Source organism: Paracoccus sp. KR1-242 (genome assembly GCF_049446195.1).
GTDB lineage: Bacteria > Pseudomonadota > Alphaproteobacteria > Rhodobacterales > Rhodobacteraceae > Paracoccus > Paracoccus broussonetiae.
This window is the reverse complement of record NZ_JBMSED010000001.1, coordinates 25,990-45,540: the sequence shown is the minus strand read 5'-3', so window position 1 is coordinate 45,540 and position 19,551 is coordinate 25,990. Positions and strand designations below refer to the sequence as shown.

The 19,551-nt window shown below is 63.7% G+C and carries 20 protein-coding genes, 1 tRNA gene and 1 pseudogene; 11 read left to right on the top strand and 11 right to left on the bottom strand.

Features of this window, described 5'->3' with window-relative positions; translation table 11 throughout:
* Nucleotides 1-2: 2 nt before the first annotated feature.
* Together arsC and ACO2Q4_RS00220 are read right to left on the bottom strand one after the other, a co-directional pair.
* A pseudogene (gene arsC, locus ACO2Q4_RS00225) lies at nt 3-486 on the bottom strand (arsenate reductase (glutaredoxin)).
* Between the two features lie 2 nt (nt 487-488).
* Entirely contained in the window at nt 489-845 is a 357-nt protein-coding gene (locus ACO2Q4_RS00220; protein ID WP_423316477.1) for an ArsR/SmtB family transcription factor, read from the bottom strand.
* Between the two features lie 1,049 nt (nt 846-1,894).
* Here ACO2Q4_RS00220 and ACO2Q4_RS00215 point away from each other — a divergent pair.
* The 6 genes from ACO2Q4_RS00215 to ACO2Q4_RS00190 all read left to right on the top strand — a co-directional run bounded on the left by ACO2Q4_RS00215 (nt 1,895) and on the right by ACO2Q4_RS00190 (nt 6,265).
* A complete protein-coding gene (locus ACO2Q4_RS00215; RefSeq protein WP_423316475.1) occupies nt 1,895-2,152 on the top strand; it encodes a hypothetical protein in 258 nt (85 codons plus the stop codon).
* A complete protein-coding gene (locus ACO2Q4_RS00210; RefSeq protein WP_423317296.1) occupies nt 2,142-2,270 on the top strand; it encodes an MlrC C-terminal domain-containing protein in 129 nt (42 codons plus the stop codon). Before ACO2Q4_RS00215 ends, ACO2Q4_RS00210 begins: the two co-directional genes overlap by 11 nt.
* Before the next feature lie 223 nt (nt 2,271-2,493).
* Complete coding sequence (locus ACO2Q4_RS00205) at nt 2,494-2,763, top strand: hypothetical protein (protein ID WP_423316473.1); 270 nt, start codon at nt 2,494-2,496, stop codon at nt 2,761-2,763.
* Nucleotides 2,756-5,278: an AAA family ATPase gene (locus ACO2Q4_RS00200; protein ID WP_423316471.1), complete on the top strand. Its 2,523-nt coding sequence runs from the start codon at nt 2,756-2,758 to the stop codon at nt 5,276-5,278. Before ACO2Q4_RS00205 ends, ACO2Q4_RS00200 begins: the two co-directional genes overlap by 8 nt.
* Before the next feature lie 421 nt (nt 5,279-5,699).
* Nucleotides 5,700-6,098 (top strand): helix-turn-helix domain-containing protein, encoded by a 399-nt coding sequence (locus ACO2Q4_RS00195; RefSeq protein ID WP_423316469.1) that lies wholly within the window; start codon nt 5,700-5,702, stop codon nt 6,096-6,098.
* Nucleotides 6,095-6,265, top strand: a complete 171-nt coding sequence (locus tag ACO2Q4_RS00190) for a hypothetical protein (protein WP_423316467.1) — start codon at nt 6,095-6,097, stop codon at nt 6,263-6,265. The genes ACO2Q4_RS00195 and ACO2Q4_RS00190 overlap by 4 nt, the downstream gene beginning before the upstream one ends.
* A 19-nt stretch (nt 6,266-6,284) precedes the next feature.
* Here ACO2Q4_RS00190 and ACO2Q4_RS00185 read toward each other — a convergent pair whose 3' ends face one another.
* The 4 genes from ACO2Q4_RS00185 to ACO2Q4_RS00170 form a co-directional block, all read right to left on the bottom strand.
* Complete coding sequence (locus ACO2Q4_RS00185; RefSeq protein ID WP_423316465.1) at nt 6,285-6,692, bottom strand: type II toxin-antitoxin system death-on-curing family toxin; 408 nt, start codon at nt 6,690-6,692, stop codon at nt 6,285-6,287.
* Nucleotides 6,689-6,913 carry an AbrB/MazE/SpoVT family DNA-binding domain-containing protein gene (locus ACO2Q4_RS00180; protein ID WP_423316463.1) on the bottom strand — a complete coding sequence of 75 codons (225 nt, stop codon included), beginning with the start codon at nt 6,911-6,913 and terminating at the stop codon, nt 6,689-6,691. Before ACO2Q4_RS00180 ends, ACO2Q4_RS00185 begins: the two co-directional genes overlap by 4 nt.
* A 155-nt stretch (nt 6,914-7,068) precedes the next feature.
* A complete protein-coding gene (locus ACO2Q4_RS00175; RefSeq protein ID WP_423316461.1) occupies nt 7,069-7,299 on the bottom strand; it encodes a helix-turn-helix transcriptional regulator in 231 nt (76 codons plus the stop codon).
* 213 nt (nt 7,300-7,512) lie between these two features.
* Nucleotides 7,513-7,602: transfer RNA gene (locus ACO2Q4_RS00170), tRNA-Ser, on the bottom strand.
* Nucleotides 7,603-7,857: 255 nt separating this feature from the next.
* On the opposite strand from ACO2Q4_RS00170, the gene ACO2Q4_RS00165 reads away from it, so the two are divergent.
* Nucleotides 7,858-8,610 (top strand): gamma-glutamylcyclotransferase, encoded by a 753-nt coding sequence (locus ACO2Q4_RS00165; protein WP_395134643.1) that lies wholly within the window; start codon nt 7,858-7,860, stop codon nt 8,608-8,610.
* An 18-nt stretch (nt 8,611-8,628) separates the two neighbouring features.
* Here ACO2Q4_RS00165 and ACO2Q4_RS00160 read toward each other — a convergent pair whose 3' ends face one another.
* The gene (locus ACO2Q4_RS00160) at nt 8,629-9,573 is read right to left on the bottom strand and encodes a ring-cleaving dioxygenase (RefSeq protein ID WP_423316459.1); all 945 of its coding nucleotides are present in this window, start codon (nt 9,571-9,573) and stop codon (nt 8,629-8,631) included.
* Between the two features lie 63 nt (nt 9,574-9,636).
* On the opposite strand from ACO2Q4_RS00160, the gene ACO2Q4_RS00155 reads away from it, so the two are divergent.
* The 3 genes from ACO2Q4_RS00155 to ACO2Q4_RS00145 all read left to right on the top strand — a co-directional run bounded on the left by ACO2Q4_RS00155 (nt 9,637) and on the right by ACO2Q4_RS00145 (nt 13,547).
* Nucleotides 9,637-10,647 carry a LysR family transcriptional regulator gene (locus ACO2Q4_RS00155; protein WP_423316457.1) on the top strand — a complete coding sequence of 337 codons (1,011 nt, stop codon included), beginning with the start codon at nt 9,637-9,639 and terminating at the stop codon, nt 10,645-10,647.
* Between the two features lies 1 nt (nt 10,648).
* Complete coding sequence (locus tag ACO2Q4_RS00150) at nt 10,649-11,668, top strand: LLM class flavin-dependent oxidoreductase (RefSeq protein ID WP_423316455.1); 1,020 nt, start codon at nt 10,649-10,651, stop codon at nt 11,666-11,668.
* Between the two features lie 109 nt (nt 11,669-11,777).
* On the top strand, nt 11,778-13,547 hold the full coding sequence (locus ACO2Q4_RS00145; RefSeq protein ID WP_423316453.1) for a monovalent cation:proton antiporter-2 (CPA2) family protein: 1,770 nt from the start codon (nt 11,778-11,780) through the stop codon (nt 13,545-13,547).
* Here ACO2Q4_RS00145 and ACO2Q4_RS00140 read toward each other — a convergent pair.
* The 3 genes from ACO2Q4_RS00140 to ACO2Q4_RS00130 are packed head-to-tail and all read right to left on the bottom strand — an operon-like array spanning nt 13,544 to nt 16,337.
* Nucleotides 13,544-14,110, bottom strand: a complete 567-nt coding sequence (locus ACO2Q4_RS00140; protein ID WP_311761445.1) for a HutD/Ves family protein — start codon at nt 14,108-14,110, stop codon at nt 13,544-13,546. The two genes, ACO2Q4_RS00145 and ACO2Q4_RS00140, sit on opposite strands and share 4 nt — an antisense overlap.
* Nucleotides 14,107-14,799 carry a response regulator gene (locus ACO2Q4_RS00135; RefSeq protein ID WP_423316450.1) on the bottom strand — a complete coding sequence of 231 codons (693 nt, stop codon included), beginning with the start codon at nt 14,797-14,799 and terminating at the stop codon, nt 14,107-14,109. The genes ACO2Q4_RS00140 and ACO2Q4_RS00135 overlap by 4 nt, the downstream gene beginning before the upstream one ends.
* 2 nt (nt 14,800-14,801) lie before the next feature.
* A complete protein-coding gene (locus ACO2Q4_RS00130; RefSeq protein ID WP_395134654.1) occupies nt 14,802-16,337 on the bottom strand; it encodes a sensor histidine kinase in 1,536 nt (511 codons plus the stop codon).
* Between the two features lie 195 nt (nt 16,338-16,532).
* Between ACO2Q4_RS00130 and ACO2Q4_RS00125 the strand changes: the two genes are divergently transcribed.
* Nucleotides 16,533-18,434, top strand: coding sequence for a potassium transporter Kup (locus tag ACO2Q4_RS00125; RefSeq protein WP_311761442.1), 1,902 nt, complete (start codon nt 16,533-16,535; stop codon nt 18,432-18,434).
* Here the strand turns inward: ACO2Q4_RS00125 and ACO2Q4_RS00120 are convergent.
* Complete coding sequence (locus ACO2Q4_RS00120; protein WP_423316448.1) at nt 18,431-19,456, bottom strand: AbrB family transcriptional regulator; 1,026 nt, start codon at nt 19,454-19,456, stop codon at nt 18,431-18,433. The genes ACO2Q4_RS00125 and ACO2Q4_RS00120 overlap by 4 nt on opposite strands.
* Nucleotides 19,457-19,551: the final 95 nt, after the last annotated feature.

Sequence of the window (19,551 nt, the reverse complement as noted above, 5' to 3'; positions counted from 1 at the left end):
GATCAGGCAGAGTGAGCGCGATTGCCATGGGCCTCCACGACCTGTTCGCCATCTTCCTTGTTGAAGGCGGCCAGTTGGGGCGGCAGCAGGTCCAGCACCAGTTCCGAGGGACGGCAGAGCCGCACCCCTTTCGGGCTGACGACGATAGGACGGTTGATCAGGATCGGATGCGCCATCATCGCATCGACAAGCGCGGCATCGGACAAGGACGGTTGATCAGGATCGGATGCGCCATCATCGCATCGACAAGCGCGGCATCGGACAAGGACGGATCGCCCAAGCCGAGCTCCGCGTAGGGTGTGCCCTTCTCGCGCAAAAGTTCGCGAGGCGTAATCCCCATCCGGGTGATGAGCTGTTCCAGCATCGCGCGCGACGGAGGACATTTGAGGTATTCGACGACATGCGGCTCGACACCCGCATTCCGGATCATCGCCAGCACATTGCGCGAGGTGCCGCAATCGGGGTGTGGTAGATGACGATGTCCATGCTCAGGTCCTTTCGATCGCGTCGGGGTCGCAGGCACAGCTCAGAGCGGTGCCAGCGGGCGCGCAGATCTCTGGATGGCTCTGGCAGCAGTCCTTCATCAGAAAGGCGATCAGCTCGGCCAGCGATGAATAGACCGCGGTATAGATGATGAAACGGCCGTCTCTCGTGGACCGGACCAAGCCGGCATGCTCGAGATGGCTGAGGTGAAACGACAGTCGCGACGTGGTTGCGCCCAAGGCCTCGCCGATGGCTCCGGCTACCATGCCCTCCGGCCCGGCCTGCACCAGCAGCCGAACGATACGCAGCCGGGTTTCCTGGGACATGGCTGTGAAGGCAATGAGCGCCTGCTGCTCATCCATCGACTCAACTCCTCAACAAGTATTGACTTGTTGCTCGGGAGCCTGTGCCAAGTCAAGCCTCAGCAAAGCATCGCAGCGATGCGAAGGACATGCTATCTGCCAGAAAGCAACACAGCTTCCTCGGCTTCCATGCGAAATCAGCCAAACCTGGAGGGCGTTGGTAGATTTTCTACGAAGCCCTGCGCCTTCCGACCTGCCACAGCCTCCGCCCTGCCGTAATTGTTGGGACTCCCTATTTCGGCGGTCCATGCCGCGCGATGGCCGAAGACGGGCTGCTCAGGGCGTGCAGCGTCTCAGTCACTGCGCGGTCAGACAGAAGCTGAGACTCGCTAGGACGCGCGCTGAGCGCGTCCGTGGTGCTCTCTGGTGGCGAGGTAGCGGGAGACCGGGAAAGCTCTCTACGAGCAACTGAGCGCTTCGCTTGACAGCCGAGGACGGTGCTCATCCCAGTCCGTCTTTCGTATATACTATATAGCTATTACTAGAGGATACTTACTAAGAAGACGAGCGACGGATCGGGATGAAAGGATCTCCTCTGCGGGTGCTTGGACCTGCCCTCGCTGCTTCGGTCCAATCGTCTGCGGCATCCACTTCGGTGTCTATCCGGCTGAAGTCCGGGTCTCAACACAATGTCGGTAACCTCGGTTCAATCGTCCTCGGCATCCCCTTCGTCGTCCGCGTCGGTCCGAGTTTCGATTGTGGATCTGCGAATTTCGTTTGCTCGGCTCCATCCCGAGGTCCGTCTCTCGTAGTGGAAAACGCATTTTGTGGCTCGAAAACGTAAAGATCGTGTTAAGTCGTCCCAGAAGCCCCAGCGTTTGCTGGGTTTGGGCGTAACATTTCGGTCCACGGATGTTACATTTTGGGGCTCTGATGTTACGTTTTTGGGCGCGAATGTTCCCTTAAGCCGACGAAAACAGCCCAAAACATAACACGAGCTGGACGGTCGTGTTACATTTTTAGGGCATTTTGTTAACCGATGTTAAGTGCCAGTGCGGCGAGTCCTTCAGGTGACCCACCAACTGTCGTTCGACGTCGGAGCGGCCCGCATGGCCGATGAGATCACCACCGACGACCTGACCCGCTTCATCGTGGCGCTCGGCTTCCCACGGGCCACTCCGGGGCTCCTGAAGCGCTTGCGCGTGCGGGTGGCGGCCGTCGTCGCAAAGATCCCTGAGATGGGCGGACCCGGGCGCAAGCGGATCGGAGACGCCATCGCTGAGCAGGCTGGTGGATTGGTTCACGCGTTGAAGATGGACATCGAGATCCCCGAGCGCGACGCGATGGTGATCAACCATCCCTTGTGAAAAGTCGAGCGTCGCAGGAATCGATCCGACCGAGCGCCGCGTGCTGGTCCTGAAATCCATGCAGCATTTCCGCCCGGCCTTCGAGTCCATCGCCGACGTTCGATCGCTGTGCAGCTGAGCTCTGTGGTTCGCACGCACGGAATTAATCACCGCCCATAGTTGCCGTTCGAAAGTCCCTCCCTTAGCGTCCGCATTTGCGCCCGCTTAGCAGTCTTTGACGGGTGCGAAGGCGATCAACGCGGCGAAAGACGAGAGCTTGGTCTATCACCGGCGGACCGGCAAAAAGTATTTGGTGTGTCACTGCGCTATTTGGCGCAAAGAAGTCGGTGAGGGAGGGACTAGTGGAAAATGACGCAACGAAAGCGCCGGGTATGCTCGCGGCGCTTGCTCTGCCAGAAGTCGAACCAGCGGAGACGCCGAACGCGTTCTTGGCAGTCGTGTCCAAGACTCTTAGGGAGACGGTCGACGTGGACGCCGATCTTGCCAGCATCCTCTCGGATCATCTGCTGACCGCCACGCCGCATGCCAATGCCGTGACCAATGCGAAGGCTGCAATCGTCGCGTTGGCGGCGAAGCGCGCGGTTTCTGCTGAGGAGCAGCCCAATGGCTGATCCGACGCTTTTCCACTCGCTGACGCTGGAAGGATTCCGCGCCTATCTTCAGCCCAAGACCTTCGATTTCAGCAAGAAGCCCTGCTTGGCAATCTTCGCGCCGAACGGTTGGGGTAAGTCGAGCGTCATCGACGCGCTCGAATTCCTCTTCTCGGAACATGGCACGCTCGAACGGCTCGGGCAGCGCACCCAGAACAACCAAGCCGGACCGCCAGCGCTCATGCACCATGGCGCGCAGGCAGCCGGCATCGCGCCCGCGGTTAGATTTACGACGATCACTGGCAAAATGACGGCCGAGGGCAGCCGTGCCGCCGTAGGCAACTCGCGCCCAATTCACGCGGCTGCGACCGCAATGAAGGCCGGTTTCGTTGTTCCACCGATCATCCGCGGATATACGCTGCGCACCTTTGTTGAAGCCCATAGCCCCGAGAATCGCTATAGTGAGGTAGCAGACTGGCTCCAGCTTTCACCACTGGTGGAAGTGCAAAAGAACCTCCGCCTCCTGCGCCGTGATGTGAGGGCCGCTGCAGAGAGCACCACCGAACATGATCGCGTTGACAGACTGTTGCGGTCTGAAACTGGCCAGGCAGTTCAGGCGTGGGAGGACGCGGCCGTGCTCGCCTTTATCAACGCAAGCGTCATCGCGCCTCTCGATCCGACGTTGACGCTCAAAACACTCGTCGCTGAAGACGAGGGCTATGTCGAGGTCAGCAATCGTGTCGAGACGGAGGAAAAACAGGTCGGACTCGCCGGCCTCAAACAGATCCGCAGTTCGATTGTCGCCCTGTGGCAGAAGACCGTCCCCGAGAATGGTGGTGACGTCGAATTTTCCGGCGCAATCGCGGCGTTCGGTAAGGCGCTGGTCGATCAGGCTGATGCCCAGGCTACTGAGGCCGACGAGCGGGACAAAGCGTCCGGCACCGTTTTCCGATCGGTGTGGAAGGAAGCTGAGAAGCTGTTTTCCGACGTCGCGACCGCGCCTGACGCTTGCCCGGTATGCGCCACAGTGATCGGCGACACCGCTGCCGGAAGCGTGCCCGCGATCCGCGATCTGCTGCAGACCCATCTCGAGGAGCTTCAAAGCTACAACGACGCAAAGACTGCGCTGGACGACGCCGAAACTGCCACTACCCAAGCGCATCACCAGCTAGTGGCGCGCCTCCCCGCGATGATCGAGCATCTGCCCGACGATGATGGCGACTGGTTCAAGATCGCGCTCGTCTTCTATCAGACCGGCGTTTCCGAATGGCCGGCCGCCGCTGCGCCTGAGTCCGCCGCCATTGTCGCCGAGCTGGAGGCCCGTTTGGCAGGTCTCGACAAGGACATCGCGGACATCGAAGCGAAGCAGGGGCAGCATACCTGGATCAAGGCCAAGGCCAGCATCGACCGGCTGCTGACGCTTCGGAAGGAGGTGGCGTTGGCAACGCGCACCGTCGAAGAGCTAACCGCGCTGCACGAAGCGCTCGGCGCACAAGCCACGCTCGTCTCGGGCAAGATTCGGGAAAAGGTCCAGTCGCTGCTCGACACGCTTCAGGCGCCGATGAACGACATCTATAAGGAGATCCAGGGCGCCAACGCCAAACCGATCCGGCTGGAACTGCCCGGCCAGGACGACGCCAACCAGCAGCGTATGCAGCTGGTGATCGATTTCGCGGAAAACCGTCCAAGCGTCGCGCCGGGCGGATATCTTAGCGACTCCCAGATCCATTCGGTCGCGCTCGCGCTGCGCCTCGCGGCAATCAAGAAATTCAACGGTGCCGCACCGGTGATCGCACTGGACGATGTCGTCACATCCTACGATGCCGATCATCGTCGCGCGATCGGTGCGTTGATCGCCAAGATGTTTACTGACTGCCAGATCATCCTCGTCACCCATGACGAGCGTTTCTTCAATCACCTGAAGGACCAGCTAGCCCCAAAGGACTGGCAGTTTACCCGCATCATCGGACTGGACCCGGCGTTTGGGCCGCGCTTCGCCGACCACAAGGTCACCGATGAGATGATCGCCGACCGCTGGGCCAAGGGAGAGTCCGCTGCCAACGAGATGCGCCAAGCCGAGGAAGAATGGCTGCTGGGTATTGCGCGCGGCTTCGGCGTCAATGTCCGCATCCGGCAACTCGAGAAGGCTTATTCCTACGATCGCGCCGAACTGGCTTCGGCGATTGGTGCGTTCCTTGACAAACTCAAGCTAACGCCCTTCGACGTGCCGGGAGTTAACAATCGCTTCATCAATAGCCTCATCAAGGGCGATATCGAGAATTTCGGAAGCCATTTTCAGGATGCGCCTTATGGCGACGGTTCAATCGGGGACGAACAGACCAGGTGGAACGAGTTCAAGGTGTTCCGCGGGCAGTTCGAATGCATCTGTGGGCGCACCAAATATCAGCGGCCGATCGGCCTTAGCAAGCCGGTGTGCGCACACGACAAATGCGAGACGCAGTTTGCCTTCAAGCCGCTAGCTGCAGGCGCTGTAGCCGCCCTCGAGGGGTTCGCTGCCCCAGATGCGAACGCGTGAAGTCGTTCTGGAAGGTATGTTGGCGCGGCGTCTCGGTCGAGACGCAACGCCGGGCAGCGGCGTGAACTATGGCAGTCTTGGCTGCCGCGCCAAACCCGCTCCAATACCCAATGCGGATTGGTCGCTGACGGCGATGAACCGGTCGTCCGAGTATACCGCAGCGAATCACAGCTCTCAGCTAGGTTGAACGATCGTCTGGCAGGGACAACCTTCCTTGTTGCTGCGCCTGCAACCGTCCGCTTCGTCCGCTTTGTGACAATTGACCCGGAGGGTTCTGCCATCCCAACATCTCGGGCACTGGCTGCATCCCCATCACCTAGTCACATTTTTTCTAAGACTTCGCACCCGGTGAAGTCCCCACCCGACGCTGTGCGCAGCGCTCTCTACGGTCGGTCTCAGTCAACAACAGATGAGATCGATCATGACCGCACCGCACGCTTTGACCCCTGCAGCGAAACTTGTCGCTGACCGCATCCGCGACCTCTCCCACCGCAAGACGCAGGCAGAGATCGCCAGCGAAGCGGGCTTCGCCAACCCGAACATGATGAACTTCCTCAAGACCGGGAAGAACAAGATCCCTCTGGATCGCGTGCCGTCCTTGGCGAAGGCGCTCGAGGTTGATCCGGCTTACCTGATGCGGCTGGCGCTCGACCAGGCTGTCGGCACTACCGCCGCGAAGGCGATCACCGAGATCTTCGGCACACCCGCGACTGAGAACGAGCGCGCTTGGCTCGACGAGATCCGTGACGCGTCGCAGAACTCTGATCCCCGGCTGACCTCGCGCTCACGCACCACTCTGAGGGGGATATTCGGAAAATGAGTGAGGACCTGTTTACTGTCCCCATGGGTCCGGTGGGGCCGTGGGACCAGCTGAGCGCGAACGAGAAGGCTTGGATCGAGTTCATCAGGGTGATCTCAGGTGGACGTGACCCGAAGCCCTCTCCGACCCGCGTGCAGGCGCTGTGCGAGCTTTTGGATGCGGGATGAGGCGTCGAGCAGGGAATGGTCAGCCGTTCCCTGCTTTGCCTTCCTGCTGCGCCAGCAACGCACGCAACCAACTGGCGAAGCTCGTCTCGGTAACGGCGCCCGAGGCGAGGTCCTCCATCATCCGAACACCCTCACGCGACTCCGGGCGCAGGTTCAGCCCGTTCAGCCGCAGGAAGGTGAAGCTCGCGACAAACGCGGTGCGCTTGTTGCCATCGACGAAGGCATGCGCCTTGCTTATCCCGAACGCGTAAGCGGCGGCGATGTCGAAAACGTCCGGTGATCCGTAAGCTGCCAGGTTCATCGCTCGTGCGCAGCCCATCTCCAACAGCGCCAGATCGCGCATGCCGGAAGCACCGCCATGTCGAGAGATCTGCCGGTCATGGATCACCGTGAGCGCCCCTAGAGGCACCCATATCCAGTCGGTCATGCGAGGGCCTGCAGCAGATCCCGGTTCTCGTCCATCACGATCTCGGCGGCCGCCAGTGCGGCCTTGAGGTTCGGATCTTCGACCATGACCTTCAGTCCACCGTCATCGGTGCGGACGACATAGAGGGTGTCGCCTTCCTTGGCGTCGAGCAGCGTCAGCATCTCGGTCGTCAGTGTCATCACGGCGGAGTTGCCAACCTTGCGGATCTTTGTCTCGATCATCCCGGCCTCCTTGTATGCTCGTCTGTATATACTCTTGGAAGAAAGCCACAACAAGTGGAGGTATAGGTTTCAGGACGACGATGTGACCCCGACCACCCGGCAGCCGTGATGCTGCAGCTGAGTGGTCCAGATCTATGAGGAGCAGGCGCGACCGATCAGGCCGCAAGGGCCCACGACGCGCTCATCACACAACATGCCTGCAACTGCTGATCGTATTCAGTCAGGTCCGCCAAGCGCCACCGGGTGCAGTTCGGTCCCACACGGACGGCAGCGGGGAAATTTCCCTGCTTCGTCCAGCGCCAAATGCTGTCAGTGGACACGCCATAACGTTTCGCAACCTGCACCACCGAGAGGAACAGGTTTTCGGCTTCGAGCGATGTAGTCATAGTCTTCTCCAATAGACAGTGGCGCCGAAGTTGCCGCCCAACTCACTCATACGGAGGACTGAACTGTTCATCCTGTGGGATGAGAAAAAATCTTAATGAGCGAAAGCTGTGCTGAGAGGTCAGCCAAGCGCCAGAATGTTGTTGGTAAGGAAGTGGGTCCCGACACAACATTGTTCGGAATATCTAGAAAAATCTGATAGTTACATGAGGTAATGGCGGAGACGAAGGGATTCGAACCCTCGAGACGGTTCCCCGTCTGCACCCTTAGCAGGGGTGTGCCTTCGACCACTCGGCCACGTCTCCGCCGAGCGGTCTAGCAGCGGAGCGATGGCAAAAACAAGGCCCAATCGTCACGATCCTCGTGGAAAGGCCGAACTACCCCTGCCTTGCGCGTCAGCGACCTGGCGCACAAAGCGTCGCCTGCGCCCTCAACCGCTTACCTGGCGCCGCCAGAGCGGTCCAAGCCATCATCCGGCTTGCGGCCGCGGGCGGGATGGCGTTCCCTGAAGCTGATCGACACATGCCGAAAGCGAAGGTCAGGAAGACGGAAGACAAGCGATGAAGACCCCCGCCCCCATGCCGGCCCCCCGGACGATGTCGCTGACAGCCCAGCATGTCGCCCTGTCGCTCAGGGACGAACCCGACCTTGGACCCGAACCGGGCTGGCGCCAGATGGACGAAGGCGCGATCGAGGCGCTGTCGCGCCAGTATCACGAGGATCTGGGCAGCGATCCGCTTTGGGTCTTTGCCTATGGCTCGCTGATCTGGAAGCCCGATTTCGACGCTGTCGATCATTGCCGGGCCAGCGCCTATGGCTGGCACCGGTCGTTCTGCCTCAAGATGCATCATTGGCGCGGCTCGCCCCAGCAGCTGGGTCTGATGATGGCGCTGGAACGCGGCGGGCGATGCGATGGCGTGATCTATCGCGTGCGCGAAGGCGACCGGCTGGCGCAGATCCGGCGCATGGTCACGCGCGAGATCCGCTATCACGAGAATATCGACATGATGCGCTGGATCCCCGTCCACACCGCGCGCGGTCGGATGCGCGCGTTGGTCTTCTGGGCCGGGCCGAGCGGAGAGCGGATCCTGAGCAAGCTGCCGCTGCACGAGGTCGCGCATATCCTGGCACGCGCCTGCGGCTCTGCCGGGTCCTGCGCCGAATACCTGTTCAACACGGTGCTGCATCTGCAGGAATTCGGGATTCGCGACCGGAACCTGTGGACCCTTCAAAAGCTGGTGGCGCAGGAAATCGATCAGCTGCATGGCCATCCCCGCGACCTTGCTGCCGAACGGAAAGGGGCCGCCGGTTGAACCGGCGGCCCCGATAGATCAGTCAAGCGGCTTCAGTCCGGCTTCGATCTGGGCGCGGCGCCCCTCCAGGAAGGGCGGCAGCGACAAGGACTGGCCCAGCGTTTCCAGCGGCTCATCTACGGCAAAGCCCGGATCGTCCGAAGCCAGCTCGAACAGGTTGCCGCCCGGCTCGCGGAAATAGAGCGAGCGGAAGTAATAACGCTCGACCTCGCCCGAGCTGGAAATGCGCAGTTCGTTCAGGCGCTGCGCCCAGTCGTGGATAGCGGGCTTGTTCGGCACGCGGAAGGCGACGTGGTGGACCCCTCCGGCACCTTGGCGTGCGATGGGCAGGTCAGGCTGGACCGCGACGTGCAGTTCCGCCGAGGGACCGCCCGCGCCCATTTCAAAGACATGCACGCTGCCCTGCCCGTCCGGGCTGGCATATTCGCGCACCTTGCGCATGTTCAGCACCTGGGTCAGCACCAGTTCGGTCGGCGCAAGATCGGGAACCGAAATGGTGATCGGTCCCAGCCCGTGGATCTGGTGCTGAGCGGCGACCGGGCTTTTTTCCCAGGCCGCGGCGGTGACGCCGGGTGCATCCTCGGTCAGGCGGAAACGCTGGCCTTCCGGGTCTTCGAAATCAAGGCTGGTGCGGCCGTCAAGGTCAATGACCTTGCCCGCGGTCAAACCGCGATCGGCAAGCCGACCCGCCCAGAAATCGAAGCTGTCCTTGCCGATGCGAAGACCCGTGCGGCTGATCGAATGGGTGCCGCGGCGTTCGCGGGCAGCCGGCCAGTCGAAGAAGGTCAGGTCGGTGCCGGGCTGTGCCAGCCCGTCGGCATAGAACAGGTGATAGGCGCTGGTGTCATCCTGGTTGACCGTCTTCTTGACGAGACGCAGGCCAAGCGCGTCGGTATAGAACTGCTTGTTCTCGCGGGCCTGGGCGGTGATGGCCGTCAGGTGGTGAATTCCGGTGAGCTCCATGGTGGGCCTCCTTTTCTCTGCCAGCCAATATCGGACAGGTCAGCCGTTTCCGCCACCGAGGCAGTGTCGAACATTGCGTTCTGCGCTGACGAACGGTCTTGGGCTTGCGCGGCGGCGGCCACCGGCTATCTTCCCGCCATGCGCTATGATCTGAACGACCTTGAAACCTTCCTGACCGTCATGGAGCTTGGCACCGTGACTGCGGCGGCCGCCCGCATGAACCTGTCGAAATCGGTGGTCAGCAAGCGGATTACCGATCTTGAGGCGACGCTGGGCGCCGCGCTGTTTCGCCGCAATGCCGGGCGTATCACCCCGACAGAGGCCGCGATGCACCTGGCCGAGCGTCTGCGCCCTGCCCTGAACGAACTGGTCGCGGCCGCCGAAAGCACCGCCTGGGACATGGATGGCGTCGCACCCCTGCGCGGCAGCCTGTCGATCTCGGCCCCGATGAGCTTTGGCATCCTGCATCTTGGGCCGATCATCGCGCGTTTCGCCGCGCAGAACCCCGAGCTTGAGATCAAGGTTGATTACGATGACCGGACCCGCGACCTTGCCCGCGAAGGCTATGACATCGGCATCCGCGTGGGCAAGCTGCGCGACAAGGCCCTGATGCAGCGCAAGCTGTGCGAGGATGAAAGCGTCGCCTGCGCCAGTCCCGCCTATCTGGACGCGCACGGCCGCCCGGAAAGTCTGGCGGATCTGCGCGACCATCAGGTGATCGGCTACAGCCACATGCCGAACAGCCAGCTGTGGCAGTTCCAGGACCGCGATCGCTTTGTCGCGCCGCTGGTCGAGGGGCGCATCTCGCTGAACAATGGCGAGGCGATCCGCGACATGGCGGTTCAGGGGCTGGGGCTGGCCATGCTGCCCGGCTTCATCGTCGCCTCGGCCGTCGCGGATGGGCGGCTTGAACGTATCCTGACCGGCTTTCCGACGCGCCGAATGCCCATCGTGGCGGTCTGGCCGCCGGTCGCCCCCATGCCCGCCAAGCTGCGCCGCTTCATCGACCATGTCGCGGCCGAGCTGAAGGATCCCCCGTGGCAGGACCCTGCCACGCAAGCCCCCCGAGGATAGAATGAAAAACATCGGCTTTCTCTCATTCGGCCATTGGTCGCCCGATGGCCATTCGGAAACCCAAAGCGCGCAGGACGTGCTGCTGCAATCCATCGACCTTGCCGTCGCGGCCGAGGAACTTGGCGCGGACGGCGCCTATTTCCGCGTCCACCACTTTGCCCGCCAGCTTGGCAGCCCGTTTCCGCTGCTGGCCGCCGTCGGCGCGCGCACGAAACGGATCGAGATCGGCACGGCCGTCATCGACATGCGCTATGAAAACCCGCTTTACATGGCCGAGGATGCCGGTTCGGCCGACCTGATCTCGCAAGGGCGGCTGCAACTGGGGATCAGCCGCGGCTCGCCCGAGCAGGTGATCGATGGCTGGCGCTATTTCGGCTATGCCCCGGCCGAGGGTGAGACCGATGCAGACATGGCCCGCCGCCATGCCGAGGTGTTCCTGGACGTGATCCAGGGCCACGGCTTCGCCAAGCCAAGCCCGCGCCCGATGTTTCCGAACCCACCCGGCCTGTTGCGGCTGGAGCCGCATTCGCCGGGCTTGCGCGACCGGATCTGGTGGGGCGCGGCTTCGAACGCGACCGCGAAATGGGCGGCGACGCTGGGAATGAACCTGCAAAGCTCGACCCTGAAAGAGGATGAGAGCGGCAAGCCATTCCACGTCCAGCAGGCCGAGCAGATCCGGCTGTATCGCGAGACCTGGGTCGAGATCGGGCATGAGCGCGCGCCCCGCGTCTCGGTCAGCCGGTCGATCTTTCCGATCATGAACGACCGCGACCGCATGTATTTCGGGCGCGGCGGCAAGGAAGACGACCAGATCGGCCAGATTGACAACATGCGCGCGATCTTTGGCCGCGGCTATGCCGGTGAGCCCGACAGGCTGATCGAGGAATTGCGTGGCGACGAAGGCATTGCCGAGGCCGACACCCTGTTGCTGACCGTGCCAAACCAGCTGGGCGTCGAATACAACGCCCATGTCATCGGCTCGATCCTGGAACATGTCGCCCCGGCCCTTGGCTGGCGCTGACCGCGTCGCCGGTCCCGCCCGGGGCCGGCATTTCCGACAATCGCAGGATGCAGGGGCGCATTGCCTGCGCTAGTCTGCCGCGAACAACACAAAAAGAGGGACGGCACAGATGGCAGCGACCGAAGCCGCGGCAGGGGCCGCCCATATGGCCGGAACCAGCATTGACAGCGTGGTCATCCTGCTTGCCGCGGCGGTGATCGCGGTCCCGCTGTTTCGCAAGCTGGGCCTTGGCTCGGTGCTGGGGTATCTTGCGGCGGGGCTGGCCGTCGGGCCCTTCGGGCTGGGCATCTTCCACGACCCGCAATCCGTGATCCATGTCGCGGAGCTGGGCGTCGTCCTGTTCCTGTTCATCATCGGGCTGGAGATGCAGCCCTCGCGTCTTTGGGCGATGAGAGGCGAGATCTTCGGCCTTGGGCTGGCCCAGGTGCTGCTGGCGGTGGGCCTTCTGACCTGCGTCGGGTTGGCTCTGGGCTTTCCGGTCGCCTCAAGCTTCGTGTCGGGCGCGGGCTTCGTGCTGACCTCGACTGCCATCGTCATGCAGATGCTGGACGAACGGAACCAGATGTCGCTGCCCAAGGGGCGGCGCATCATCTCGATCCTGCTGCTTGAGGATCTGGCCATCGTCCCGCTGCTGGCACTTGTCGCCTTCCTTGCCCCCGGCGGGGGCGAGGTCACGCTGGCCGAACGCTTTGTCAGCATCGCCATCGGACTGGGCTGCATCGCGGCGCTGGTCGTGGCCGGACGCTATCTGCTGAACCCAATGTTCGGCCTGCTCGCCCGGTTCGGCGGGCGCGAAGTGATGACCGCCGCCGCGCTTCTGGTCGTGCTCGGGGCAGCCGTGCTGATGCAGGCCGGTGGACTATCGATGGCGATGGGCGCGTTCCTGGCGGGGGTGCTGCTGTCGGAAAGCACCTTCCGCCACCAGCTGGAAGCCGATATCGAACCCTTTCGCGGGCTGCTGCTGGGCTTGTTCTTCCTGGGCGTCGGCATGGCGCTGGACCTGCAGACCATCGTTTCGAACTGGGCCCTGATCGCGATCTGCGTCCCGGCCTACATGATCCTGAAGATGCTGGTCATCTATGGCGTCGCCCGGCTTTGGCGTGCCGACCACCGCGAGGCGCTGGAGCGCGCAGTGCTGATGGCGCAGGGCGGCGAATTCGCCTTTGTCCTTTATGCCAGCGCCATGCAGGTCGGCATCATCTCGACGCAGGACAACGCCGTGCTGACGGCTATCGTCATCGTGTCGATGGCGCTGACACCGCTGATGATGATCCTGCACGACCGGATGACCCCGGACGAGATCCCTTCGCTGGACGGGATCGAGGCGGCCGACGGCCTCAGCGCGCGGGTGCTGATGATCGGTTTCGGCCGCATGGGCCAGATCATCAGCCAGCCGCTGATCGCGCGGGGCCATTCCATCTCGATCATCGAGAAGGATCCCGAGACGATCCGCAACGCCGACGAATTCGGCTTCAAGATCTGGTATGGCGACGGCGCGAGGCTGGATGTCCTTCACGCCGCCGGCGCGGCCGAGGCCAGCCTGATCATCGCGGTCGCCGGAGACAAGAACGCCGTCACCCGCATCACCCAGTTGGTGAAGCACGAATTCCCCTTGGTCCCGATCATGGCGCGCGCCTTTGACCGCGAACATGCGCTGGAATTGGCCAATGCCGGGGTCGATTTCCAGCTGCGCGAGACGCTGGAAAGTGCGTTCAGCATGGGGCGCGAGGCGCTGCTGCAACTGGGCGACGAACCCGAGGAAGCCGACGAAGTCATCGCCGGGATCCGCGCCCGTGACATGCAGCGTTTCCAGATGGAATGCGTCGGCGGCATCTTTGCCGGCCGCGACCTGATCCTGGGAAACCGCGGCGCGTCCTAGATCTGGCCGATGCGGATCAGCCAGACCGGCGCAGTCGCGGAAAGCCGGCTCAGCGCGTCCTGCCCCTGACACAACACCGCATCCAGCGGCCCCAGCGCCAGCGCCTCGGCGCCAAGCTGCAGGCGCGTGGCCTCGGTCGCGAGGACCAGCCGCCAGTCTGCGCCGGGTAGATCCTCGGCCTGATCCACCCGCGCGAGGCTGTGCCAGAAATGGCCGCGCCGCGTCATCACGTTCAGATCGGTGATCGGACGGCCCGGCAGCCGCGCCGAAACCGGGACATCCGCCGGAAAGGACAGCGGCGCACCGCCCGGTCCCAGAAGCTGCGGCGGCTCATCATGGATACTCAGCGCGATGCCGTCCCCGCTCAGCACCGCAAGGCTGCGATCGATGCCAGGAAAGATCGAGAAATCGCCATCCTCGTCCACGGCGGCCATGCTGACGCGCCAGCCGAAATCGGCCAATCCAGCGCCCTGCGGGTGGACCGCAATCTCGGTTGTCACGCCGCGGCCGTTCTTCCACGGCATCCGGCGATGGCCGGTCGCGGACAGGATCGCGATGCTCATGCCCTGCCTCCCTCGGGTTGTGCCCAGCGATAGCCGACGCCGGGCTCGGTCAGGATCAGCGCGGGCCGTGCCGGGTCCGTTTCCAGCTTCTGGCGCAACTGGCCGATGAAGACACGCAGATAGGGCACGTCCTCGACATGCGCCGGGCCCCAGACCTGCTGAAGCAGGCGGCGATGCGTCATCACCCGCCCCGCGTTTGAGGCCAGCACTGCCAGCAGATCGAACTCTTTCGGGGTCAGGCGAAGCTGTTCGCCGTCGCGGCTGACCTGATGGGCGTCCAGGTCGATCACCAGCCCGTCCTGGCGGATGACCTCGATCCGGGCGGCGCGGCGCGGGCGCAGGCTGACCCGCAACCGGGCCAGCAGCTCACCAATGCCAAAGGGCTTGGCGATGAAATCATCTGCGCCCAGATCCAGCGCCATGATCTTTTCCATCTCCTGATCATGCGCGGACAGAACGATCACCGGCAGGTCCGAACGCAGGCGCAGCCGCTCGATCACCTCTTTGCCATTCATGTCGGGCAGGCCGAGATCCAGGATCATCAGGTCGGGTTCCTGCGAGGAAACGCTCGCCAGCGCCTCGGAGCCATTGGTGGCCAGACGGGTGTCATAGCCGGCAGCGGTCAGCGCGTGGCTCAGGAAGCGCTGGATCTGGGGTTCGTCATCGACGATCAGGATGGTCTGCCGCATGTTCACGATCCGCCGTCCTGCGGAACTGGCAGCCGGATGTCCAGCACCGCGCCACCCACCGGGGAATGGCTGGCCGAGATCGAGCCGCCGAGCGCCATCGCAATGCCCTTGCTGATCTGCAGGCCCAGCCCGATCAACTGCGGGCCGCGCGTCATGCTGTCCGAGGACAGCCAATCCCCGATGGGTCCGGGCAAACCGCGGCCGCGGTCCGAAATCGACAGGATGATCGAACCGCCCGGTGCGGCCCCATCCGCCTCAGCGCCGTCCGCCTCAGCGCCAACCGCCGGCGGAGGCTGCACGCGACCCGATACGCGGATGACACCCGGCGCGTACTTCACCGCGTTCTCGATCAGGTTGAAGATCGCCTGCTCCAGCAACCCGGCTTCGGCCCGGATCATCGGCAGTGCCGGGATCGCCGCCTCGATCCGCGCATTGGGCCAGGACCGTCTGGCCCGGTTCACCGCGGCCAGCGCGGCATCGCCTGCATCGACCCAGGTGGTGTGGATCTGCATCCCCGCCTGCAACCGGGTCAGTTGCAGCAGCTTCTCGACATAGCGGGCCAGACGCTCGGCCTCTTCCTCGATCGCCGCCAGCAAGTCGTCCTGCGCCTCGGGCGACAGGGTGCCGCCAAGCTGGCGCAGCGTCGTGACCGAGCCAAGGATCGTCGCAAGTGGCGTGCGCAGGTCATGGGACAACGAGGCAAGCAGCGCCGAGCGCAGTTCTTCGCTGGTGGCGCGGCGGCGTTCGGCCTCGGCCTCCTGCGTCAGGGCAAGACGCTGCAACGCCTGCGCGCTTTGTCGCACGATCACGGTGATCGCCAGGTCGCGCCAGCCGTGATCCCGCCGATCCGCCGGGATGCGCCTGTGTCCAAGAACCAGACCATCGCCGCGCCCGCCCGATCCGGCAACCGGATAGAAGGTCAGCCGCGACCCGCTCCACCCTTGGGCCGAGGCGAATTCGGGGCGACCCCGGCGATGCGCGACATCCGCGGCCTCAAGCTCGCTGGCGTCGGGCAGATAGCCTTCGGGCGCGGCGGCCAGCAGGCGAAGCTGGCCATCGACCGGCCCCAGCGCCAGCGCCGGCCCCTGCGCCAGATCGTTCAGGTGACGGACCGCGATCCGCGTCACCTCCGAGGCGGTGGTTGCGCCGGAGAGTTCGGACGAGACGCGGGACAAGGCCTCAAGCGCGGCGGCCCGCGCCTCGGCGGCGTCCACCTGTTCACGCAGGCGACCCGAGATCAGTCCGGTAATGGCCGCCGCAAGCAGAAAGACCGCAAGCTTGATGACATCCTGCGGCTGCGCGATGCGCAACGTCAGATGCGGCTCGACGAACATGAAGTTGAACCCGGCCAGCGCACCGAAGGCGCTGGCGATGCCGACCCAGAACCCGAAGCCCGCCGCGCAGATCAGAACAGCGGTCAAAAACAACAGGATAGCGACCGATTCCGGCAGCACGTCGCGCGCGGAACCGACGATCATTGCGACCACGATCAGGATGGCCGCAGCCGCAAAAAGCCCGCTCAGGCTGGGCGCCGTCATCCATCGGCGGTCATTCTTCAGCTGGGAAGTATCCATTTGGTTCATAATGGGATTCTGGCGGGTTGGCGCGATGCTTGTCCATTGCCTTTATGAAAAACTTACACACCCGCGTGAAATCGCGGTCGAACCTTTATGCTGCTCTGCGGCAATGTCCCGGGTCTGCGGCGAGTCGTGCCGCGACCTAGGAAGCATGAAATGACCACTCTGGATACTCACATTTCCGATGCCGAGCCGCGGCGCGCCGGGCTTTTGTCACTGTCGCTGGCGGCAATCGGGGTGGTCTATGGCGATATCGGGACCTCGCCGCTTTACGCCTTCCGCGAGGCGATGCTGGCCGCAGGCGCCAGTCATGGGGGCGTCAACCGCGAAGACGTGCTGGGCGTGCTGTCGCTGATCGTCTGGGCGCTGGTGCTGGTGGTCACGGTCAAATACGTCCTGATCCTCATGCGCGCCGACAACGAGGGCGAGGGCGGGACCCTGTCATTGCTGGCGCTGGCGCAACGCGCGATGGGGCGGCCGAACATGGCGATCCTGATCCTCGGGATGATCGGGGCCTCGCTGTTCTATGGCGACGCCGCGATTACGCCCGCGATTTCGGTCCTGTCTGCGATCGAAGGACTGAAGCTTGTGACCGACGGCGTCGATCCCTTCATCGAACCGCTGGCCATCGCCATCATCATCTGCCTTTTCCTGGTTCAGAACCGCGGCACTGACGCGGTCGCGCGCTTTTTTGGCCCGGTCACGCTGATCTGGTTCTTCGTCATGGCGGCGGGTGGCTGTCACTGGCTGGTGCAGGATACCGAGGTGCTGGCGGCCCTGAACCCGGTCCATGCCGTCCGTTTCGTCGCGACCAACGGCCAGCTTGGGCTGGTCGTGCTGGGCGCGGTCTTCCTGGCCGTGACCGGGGCCGAGGCGCTTTACGCCGATATGGGCCATTTCGGGCGCAAGCCGATCCAGATGGCGTGGCTGTTCGTGGCCTTCCCCGCCTTGCTGCTGACTTATTTCGGACAGGGCGCGCTGCTGCTGTCCAACCCCGCCGCGATCGACAACCCCTTCTTCCTGATGTTTCCGAACTGGGCGCTGCTGCCCGTGGTGCTGCTGGCGACGCTGGCCACCATCATCGCCAGCCAGGCGGTTATTACCGGGGCCTATTCGCTGACCCAGCAGGCGGTGCAATTGCGACTGCTGCCGCGCATGAAGATCCGTCATACCTCGGACGAGCACCAGGGCCAGATCTACATGCCCGGCGTCAACCAATGGCTGATGATCTCGGTGTTGGCGCTGGTGCTGATCTTTGGCTCTTCCTCCAGCCTTGCATCGGCCTATGGGATCAGTGTCACCGGGACGATGGTCATCACCGCGACGCTGGCGATGATCGTCGCGCACAAGCATTGGAAACTGCCGCTATGGCTGTCGGTCACGATCATGCTGCCCTTCCTGCTGCTCGACCTGGTGTTCCTGGGCGCGAACCTCATGAAGATCGCCGAGGGCGGCTATGTGCCGCTGGGAATCGCCGGCGTATCTCTTGTCATCATGGGCAGCTGGGTGCGTGGCACCGCTGCAGTGACCGCCAAGGACCGCGAGGCCGAGCTGCCGCTGGAAACCCTGCTGGAGCAGATCGAGAAATCCAGCTCGATCGCCACGGTGCCCGGCACGGCGGTCTTCCTGACCTCGACCCCCGACCTGACGCCCGGCGCGCTTCTGCACAGCCTGAAGCACTTCAAGTCGGTGCATGAGCAGAACGTGATCCTGACCATCGCCACCGCCGACGTGCCCCGCATCCAGCCCGATCAGCGCGTGCGGATCGAGGAGCTCAACGACCGCTTCCGCCGGATCGAGCTGCGCTATGGCTATACCGAGGATCCCGACGTGCCGCAGGCGCTGCTGCAATGCCGCCGGCAGGGGTGGAAATTCGACATCATGGCGACCTCCTTCATCCTGTCCCGGCGCCGGATCCGCATCTCGACCCGCAGCCGCATCCCGCGCTGGCAGGCGAACCTCTTCATCACGCTGTCGCGCAATGCCGCCGCCGCCTCGGACTATTTCCGCATCCCGGCCGGGCGCGTGGTCGAGATCGGCAGCCAGATGAACATCTAGCGGCGAAAGACCCGTGCCACGACCGGCGCCAGCAAGATCACCAGCACGATCCTGAGCAGGTGGTGGCTGACGACATAGGCCAGGTCGGCGCCTGCGATGATCGCGATCACGATCATCTCGGCCTGCCCGCCCGGCAGGAACGCCAGGAAGGCGCCCAGCCCCGGCGCCAGTCGAAGCTGCACGATGATCTCGATGAAGACCAGGCTGATCGCCGCCAGCGCCAGCGAATAGACCAGCCCTGCCGTGACATGCAGCCGCAATTCGCGCGGCGTGATGCCGACATATTTCGACCCGACGGCGATGCCGATGAAATATTGCGCGACCTGGATCATCTCGGCCGGGGGGCGGTGCTGGATGAACCCCGAAAGCGACAGGGCGGCAGTCAGGATCATCGGCCCCAGGATCGAGGCCCCGAACAATTTGGCCCGCTCGGCCAGCTTCCAGCCCAGCACGCCGCAGGCCGCCATCAGCGCAAGCTCGTGCGGGGCGACCGAGCTAAGCGGTTGGCCCGGGGGCTGCGACAGGTCGACCGACCAGTAACTCGTCATGATCAGCGGCGCGACGGTGACGATCACCAGCACCCGCGTCGCGTGGATCAGCGACAGGGCGCGGATGTCGCCGCCCGCCTCCTCGCCAAATACCAGCATGTCCTGCAACCCACCCGGCATCGCGCCATACCATGCCGTCGCGTGGTCGAACCCGAAGGCCCGGCGCAGAAGCGGATAGCCGATCAGCGCGATGACACCGATGAACACCGGCACGAAGGCCAGCGAGGCAGCAATGTCCGGCAGGCCAGCCAGCACCCCCGGCGTGATCGACGCCCCGACCGCAACCCCCAGGATCGTGCGCATCAATGTGCCCAGCCACCCCGTATCGGCAAGGGGCGCGCCCGACAGTGCGGCCAGCAGGCAGGCCAGCATCGGACCCAGCAACAGGGGCAGCGGCAATCCCGCCACAAGGAACAGCGCGCCACCGGCCGCTGCGAGCGCGCAGGTCAGGATTCGTCGTCCGGTCAGGGTCATCGTGCATTCCGAAACAAGGCGTTGCCTTGTCCCGCGCAGATGCCGGGATGTCAAATCGCCCCCTCGACGCCGCCGACGATCGAAATTATCTATGA

What these genes read in the sequence shown, in the direction of transcription:
- ACO2Q4_RS00220 (WP_423316477.1), bottom strand. Translation starts at nt 845, where the DNA reads ATGGATGAGCAGCAGGCGCTCATTGCCTTCACAGCCATGTCCCAGGAA.
- ACO2Q4_RS00215 (WP_423316475.1), top strand. Translation starts at nt 1,895, where the DNA reads ATGGCCGATGAGATCACCACCGACGACCTGACCCGCTTCATCGTGGCG.
- ACO2Q4_RS00200 (WP_423316471.1), top strand. Translation starts at nt 2,756, where the DNA reads ATGGCTGATCCGACGCTTTTCCACTCGCTGACGCTGGAAGGATTCCGC.
- ACO2Q4_RS00195 (WP_423316469.1), top strand. Translation starts at nt 5,700, where the DNA reads ATGACCGCACCGCACGCTTTGACCCCTGCAGCGAAACTTGTCGCTGAC.
- ACO2Q4_RS00190 (WP_423316467.1), top strand. Translation starts at nt 6,095, where the DNA reads ATGAGTGAGGACCTGTTTACTGTCCCCATGGGTCCGGTGGGGCCGTGG.
- ACO2Q4_RS00185 (WP_423316465.1), bottom strand. Translation starts at nt 6,692, where the DNA reads ATGACCGACTGGATATGGGTGCCTCTAGGGGCGCTCACGGTGATCCAT.
- ACO2Q4_RS00180 (WP_423316463.1), bottom strand. Translation starts at nt 6,913, where the DNA reads ATGATCGAGACAAAGATCCGCAAGGTTGGCAACTCCGCCGTGATGACA.
- ACO2Q4_RS00175 (WP_423316461.1), bottom strand. Translation starts at nt 7,299, where the DNA reads ATGACTACATCGCTCGAAGCCGAAAACCTGTTCCTCTCGGTGGTGCAG.
- ACO2Q4_RS00165 (WP_395134643.1), top strand. Translation starts at nt 7,858, where the DNA reads ATGAAGACCCCCGCCCCCATGCCGGCCCCCCGGACGATGTCGCTGACA.
- ACO2Q4_RS00160 (WP_423316459.1), bottom strand. Translation starts at nt 9,573, where the DNA reads ATGGAGCTCACCGGAATTCACCACCTGACGGCCATCACCGCCCAGGCC.
- ACO2Q4_RS00150 (WP_423316455.1), top strand. Translation starts at nt 10,649, where the DNA reads ATGAAAAACATCGGCTTTCTCTCATTCGGCCATTGGTCGCCCGATGGC.
- ACO2Q4_RS00145 (WP_423316453.1), top strand. Translation starts at nt 11,778, where the DNA reads ATGGCAGCGACCGAAGCCGCGGCAGGGGCCGCCCATATGGCCGGAACC.
- ACO2Q4_RS00140 (WP_311761445.1), bottom strand. Translation starts at nt 14,110, where the DNA reads ATGAGCATCGCGATCCTGTCCGCGACCGGCCATCGCCGGATGCCGTGG.
- ACO2Q4_RS00135 (WP_423316450.1), bottom strand. Translation starts at nt 14,799, where the DNA reads ATGCGGCAGACCATCCTGATCGTCGATGACGAACCCCAGATCCAGCGC.
- ACO2Q4_RS00130 (WP_395134654.1), bottom strand. Translation starts at nt 16,337, where the DNA reads ATGACGGCGCCCAGCCTGAGCGGGCTTTTTGCGGCTGCGGCCATCCTG.
- ACO2Q4_RS00125 (WP_311761442.1), top strand. Translation starts at nt 16,533, where the DNA reads ATGACCACTCTGGATACTCACATTTCCGATGCCGAGCCGCGGCGCGCC.
- ACO2Q4_RS00120 (WP_423316448.1), bottom strand. Translation starts at nt 19,456, where the DNA reads ATGACCCTGACCGGACGACGAATCCTGACCTGCGCGCTCGCAGCGGCC.